This window comes from Deinococcus piscis, from assembly GCF_014653275.1.
Taxonomy (GTDB): Bacteria; Deinococcota; Deinococci; order Deinococcales; family Deinococcaceae; genus Deinococcus; species Deinococcus piscis.
Genome location: NZ_BNAL01000064.1, coordinates 1 through 4,264, shown reverse-complemented (window position 1 = coordinate 4,264; position 4,264 = coordinate 1). Strand labels below are relative to the sequence as shown.

General features: G+C 59.9%; 5 protein-coding genes and 1 pseudogene. All 6 read left to right on the top strand.

Going from position 1 to position 4,264, the window contains the following annotated elements; translation table 11 throughout:
• Window positions 1–866 (top strand): annotated as a pseudogene (locus tag IE158_RS13175) (hypothetical protein); the annotation flags it as partial.
• Complete coding sequence (locus IE158_RS13170) at window positions 850–1,896, top strand: AcrVA2 family anti-CRISPR protein (protein ID WP_229839133.1); 1,047 nt, start codon at window positions 850–852, stop codon at window positions 1,894–1,896. The pseudogene IE158_RS13175 and the gene IE158_RS13170, both read left to right, overlap by 17 nt.
• A 32-nt stretch (window positions 1,897–1,928) precedes the next feature.
• Window positions 1,929–2,456, top strand: coding sequence for a hypothetical protein (locus IE158_RS13165; RefSeq protein WP_189644164.1), 528 nt, complete (start codon window positions 1,929–1,931; stop codon window positions 2,454–2,456).
• A 147-nt stretch (window positions 2,457–2,603) separates the two neighbouring features.
• A complete protein-coding gene (locus IE158_RS13160) occupies window positions 2,604–3,212 on the top strand; it encodes a hypothetical protein (protein ID WP_189644163.1) in 609 nt (202 codons plus the stop codon).
• A complete protein-coding gene (locus tag IE158_RS13155; RefSeq protein ID WP_013615863.1) occupies window positions 3,209–3,892 on the top strand; it encodes a hypothetical protein in 684 nt (227 codons plus the stop codon). Before IE158_RS13160 ends, IE158_RS13155 begins: the two co-directional genes overlap by 4 nt.
• A 199-nt stretch (window positions 3,893–4,091) precedes the next feature.
• Complete coding sequence (locus tag IE158_RS13150) at window positions 4,092–4,232, top strand: hypothetical protein (protein WP_189644162.1); 141 nt, start codon at window positions 4,092–4,094, stop codon at window positions 4,230–4,232.
• The last annotated feature ends 32 nt before the right edge of the window (window positions 4,233–4,264 follow it).

The following is a 4,264-nucleotide window of genomic DNA, read 5'->3' as shown; positions in this document are numbered from 1 at the left end:
CGTCAAGCGAGCTGATCATCACCCTGGACCCGGCCATCGCGGATTCGATCCGGCGGGGCTACATCAGTGTGTTGAATCCGGAACTGTACGAGCAGCTGTCTCAACCCATGACCAGAACCCTGTACCGCCTGCTGAACGAATACCAGAAAGAATCCGGAGCACCGGTGTTTGAACTCCAGGTGAGCGTCCTGGGTCAGCTGCTGGGCTTTCCCGAGGACAAACCCCCGACCAAAATCCAGCGCGACCTTGCGGGTACCCACCAGGAACTGACCGAGAAGGGTTACCTCAGCGCCGTTCGTTTCAGTGGACGGGGCGCAGGCTGCACGGTGGAATATCACTTCGCCAGTCCGGCGAAGTTGCCTGCTAGTCCCAGCCCATTGCTGCCACTCCTGACCGAGCGGGGGATAGCAGAAGCGGCCGCCAGAGCACTTCTCACGGAGTACAGCAAAAGCGAAATTGTACAGGCCTGCGAGCTGTTCGACCAGATGGTCACGGGCGGATATTCGGTCCGCAGTAAAGGCGGCCTGCTGACCAGCATTCTGCGCAGTCCGCACAGCTACGCGCAGTGGAAAGGAGCGCAGCAGACTCAGGCAGCACCACAGGATAGGGCCGCACCTGCGCCAGCGGTCACCCGGCCGGAACCGGAGCCCGAACTCTCGGAGGAAGATACCCGGCAGCGGATACACAAAAACATTGATATGGCCGGCAAGCTGAAACGTCTCGACCAGGAGACGGTAACGCTTCTGCACATGCTGGCCAGCAGAGGACAGCTGGGCCTCGAAGCCTCGCGCCGGCTCCTCAGTGCCAGCTCTGAAGAGTGCGTGAGAGTGGCGCGGCACCTGAACGACAATGACCAGACAAGATAAGACCATGCCCGACACCGCACGGAGACTCCAGCAGCTGCTGAAGCACTACGGCACCATCTACCCGCAGGCCTGGAAGCAGGCGGAAACGCTGCACCGCACCCGGCAGGGCGAGTGGCCGGACTACTGCTACCTGCCGATGACCCTCACGCACAGCACCGTCCTTGGCACCTACCGGCAGGCAGTACGCCAGCCCAGCTTCCAAAGTGGCATACCAGACCACGTGCTCCAGCTGGCTATGGCGCAGGACACCGCGGTCCTCAGCGCCCTGACCGCGTGGCGGCTCGGTCAGGGAATCTACCGCTTCGACCCCGAACTGCTGCGCGAGCTGTGGGAAACCCCGGCCGAAGGCAGTATTCCGGCCGAACTGCTCACCCGGTTGCCGGAATACTGCCTCTACATCGAAGCGCCGCCAGAAGCGTCGGTCTACGGCAAACCCCTGATCGGCTTTTTCGCACACCTGGAGTATGACCTGCAACACCGGCACCCAGAACTGCGGCTGCTGCTCGACACCGGCGAAACAGCACTCCTGAGCTATCCCGTCCACCTTGGCGGCACCCTGGCCGACAACTTCGTCCATATGGTCAGCGCTGCAGGAATGGCGCAGCCCCCTGGGGGACTCGCCAACACTGCAGAGCAGATGGCCCAGCTGCTCGCGCCGATGGTGTCGTGCCTGCTCTACCTGTGCTCCGAAACCGCTGAATACCGCACGCAGTCCCCTTCAAGACCCAGCGGAAAGAAAATGTACCGGCCAGTGGACGGCCCCAAGGTCTGGAACGTCGGGGAACGCATGGGCGCAGCGCTCAGACAGGCCAGAGCGGACGCTGACACCGCACCAAGTACAGGCACAACAGGGGGAGCAGGCGGCCACGCCTCTCCCAGAGGCCACCTGCGCCGCGCCCACTGGCATACCTTCCTCCGCGGCCCCAGAAACGGCCAGCAGGAGCGGGTGCTGCGCTGGCTGCCGCCCATTCCCGTTCGCCTGGATCTGGACAGCGAACAGCCAGCAGTCATTCACCGGGTCAAGCCATAAGCTACAGCGTCGCTCATCCAAAGGACTGCAGGATGCGAAAGAAACAACCAACACCACAGAAAAGCAAAACGCCCGAGAAGGCTCCACCTGATCCCAAAATCGTGGAAAAGCGCCGGAAATTCAGAGCCAGCCTTCCCGAACCGCAAAGAAGCATCGGGGCTCAGCTGAAATGGCTCTACGAGAACCAGAAGGCTGCCTTGAGCGATCCGGCCAATCTACACGACTGGAAATGGATAGCGAAGCGGGTAGCTGCCCTGATCGAAGCCGACCTACCACGGCGCAATAACAAGCAGCACATCAGCGTCATATCCAAGGCCGCCGAAACACTCCGAAGACATGACCTGGAAAAAGACACTGGGATCAAACAGCAGCTTCTAACCCTCAGCTACCTCTACAGAAAACCCGAGGGGAGAAAGCCCAAAGCTGAAAAGACGGCCGGGAAAAAGTCGAAACGCCTCCAAAAAGGCAGCGGTCAATCAAGCACCAAGCAGGGCGGGTTCGTACATGGCACCAGCCTCATCACCGTCCCCACACGGTCCATCAGACGCTGGGGAAGGTGATGCACCACCAGTGCTCTGAACACCTGGGCCTGTTCCCTCACTCGCCCTGTCCCTCGCCCCTTGCGGGGCAAGTAAAGGTACGGGAACGGGCCTGACCACATGATTCAACCCCTTCCACACTGCCCCTGATACACAAGGAGTTCTTCTATGACGCATCCCCTTTCCGAAGCCGAACAAGCCATCTTGCTGGTCTGGGCAGACGCAGCCCTGCCCGAACCCTGGATGAGCGAGAACATGACCGATTTTGCCGAGCTGGAGTCCAAAGGCCTGGCCACCGTGGACCTGATGGGCGGTGAGTCGTACAGGCCTACCCCTGCCGGTCTGCTGCTGGGCCGCCAGCTGGCCGGTCAGCAGACGCGGCTGGACAGCAGCGCCGTCATGGAGTTGCTGCAGCAGGCGACGCCCGGCACCTGGAAAGGTGCGGACACCTCCGTCTACGCGCTGAACGAAGAGGGCAGCAACCGAATCTACGCGAACATCCAGCCGGGGCAGCATGAAGAGAAACGGACATCCGACTCCGAACTCCGGGCCGATGCCAAGCTGATGGCCCAGGCCAAGGAGCTAGCCTTCTGGGGCCTGGAACAAAGCGCCGCACTTGCGCGGGTCCGCGCCCTCGCAGAAGAGTGGGCCAATGCCGAGAAAGATGTCAGCGGCAGCGGCAGCTACCTCGCCACGCGGGCGTTCGGCACACACCTGCTCAGCGTCCTTGAAGAGCCTTCCGCAAACGTCCGGGACCCGGCCACCGAAACACCGTGAACATCACAGACGCGCTGGACATCTTCCGACAGAACGTGCCGGGTACGCTCCTCACGCAGGTTGACGCGGCACCCTTGCCATCACTCTCCTTTCAACTGACCAACCCAGAAGAGATCATGGCCATCTGCCAACATGCCAAGCTGCCACTGGCGTTGTATCAGGTCATGCGTCTGGACAAGGCGGCCATGTCTTTTTCTCAGAACGATGAAAAAGACACCGATCTTGAACCCTTGCCAACAGCCGAATCGCTAGACCTGTCAGACCATCCAGCTTTCGGACCCTTCATGGACCGCCTCGGAGAACCCATGATGTTGTCCTTCTTTGTGCCCTATCAGGGACAGACCATCGTGAGCGACGTGGTAGCCGACTGGTGGGATGACTTCTGGGCCGCCGCAGAGACGGCCAAGGCAGACTGGGAAAGCCAGCAACATCACCTTGCCGAGCAGAAAAGGGCAACCTTTGCTACGAGGGCACGGCAGCGCAGGGAACTGCTGGAACAGAAGCTGCCTCATCATCCTGACTTCATTCGGCTGGCCAAGGAGTACCGACCCCGGATCACGGCCATGCGGCTGGTTGCCGGAGAAATCCTTGAGAAAATTGGGGAAAATGTCACCTGGCAGGAGGATGAGACCATCCGCCGAATCGCTGCAGACATCAAGGAAGAGGCCAAAAAGAAGTAGTGGACCAGCTTCTCTATCTTCCGGCCCAGAGCAAAAAACAAGTGCCCCTGCTCTTTACACCCGGAGAGCAGGGGCTAAAAAAGTCCAGATGCTCAGCACCAATCGCTGCTGCCTCTTTTTTACAGGTCCAAAATAACATCTTATCGGCATCCCTCACTACGCCAGATGGCTTATCTATGAACCATCTATACTTAGAACAATGAGTTACGACGTTCTTGTTATCGGCGGCGGCTCAGTACCTGACAGGTTGAAGGAAACGTTGTCTGGATCGCAGAAAAATATGAAGCAGGGCGGCTTATGGAGGTGTGAAACCGAACCAAGCCGCCCTGACGAATGTTGACACATTCGTGACCTACCTGAAAGAGCGTCTCC

Bases quoted from the DNA above. Each gene is read 5' to 3' on its own strand.
- IE158_RS13170 (WP_229839133.1), top strand. From the start codon at position 850: ATGACCAGACAAGATAAGACCATGCCCGACACCGCACGGAGACTCCAG.
- IE158_RS13165 (WP_189644164.1), top strand. From the start codon at position 1,929: ATGCGAAAGAAACAACCAACACCACAGAAAAGCAAAACGCCCGAGAAG.
- IE158_RS13160 (WP_189644163.1), top strand. From the start codon at position 2,604: ATGACGCATCCCCTTTCCGAAGCCGAACAAGCCATCTTGCTGGTCTGG.
- IE158_RS13150 (WP_189644162.1), top strand. From the start codon at position 4,092: ATGAGTTACGACGTTCTTGTTATCGGCGGCGGCTCAGTACCTGACAGG.